Origin of the sequence: Bartonella queenslandensis AUST/NH15, assembly GCF_000312585.1 — a bacterium.
Lineage (GTDB): Bacteria > Pseudomonadota > Alphaproteobacteria > Rhizobiales > Rhizobiaceae > Bartonella > Bartonella queenslandensis_A.
The window spans coordinates 1-435 of sequence record NZ_HE998118.1 but is presented as its reverse complement, the minus strand read 5'-3'; the positions used below and the strand labels follow the sequence as shown (position 1 = coordinate 435).

1 pseudogene is annotated in these 435 nt (G+C 37.0%); it reads right to left on the bottom strand.

Annotation, left to right across the window (positions count from 1 at the left end):
• Positions 1-30 precede the first annotated feature (30 nt).
• Positions 31-435 (bottom strand): annotated as a pseudogene (locus tag BN338_RS09555) (hypothetical protein); the annotation flags it as partial.

The following is a 435-nucleotide window of genomic DNA, read 5'->3' as shown; positions in this document are numbered from 1 at the left end:
GTCTACAAAGCAGCCCCCCGCCCCCGTTATTTATGCTGCTTTTTCACTAATCGCATCATTACTAAAAACATCCTCACGAAATATTTTCTTTTCCTTAAGAGAGGCATTGCCATAAATCTTTACACCCTCAGCAATAATAGATCCATTAGAAACACATGCATCATCATAGATTTCTACTTTTTCATAAATCTGAGCATTCTCATAAACACGTGCATTGCCATAAATCTTGACATCTTCACAAACAATTGCTTTGCCATAAACTCTTGCTTTATCAAAAATATGAGCACCATCATATATACAAGCAGACCCTGATACTTTCGCATTGCCATAAACAAAGCCCTTCACATAAGCACTATGCCAAACCTTGGCATTGTCATAAATTTTCGCCTCTATAGAAATAAAGGCTTTTCCATAAACCTCGGCATTATCACAAAC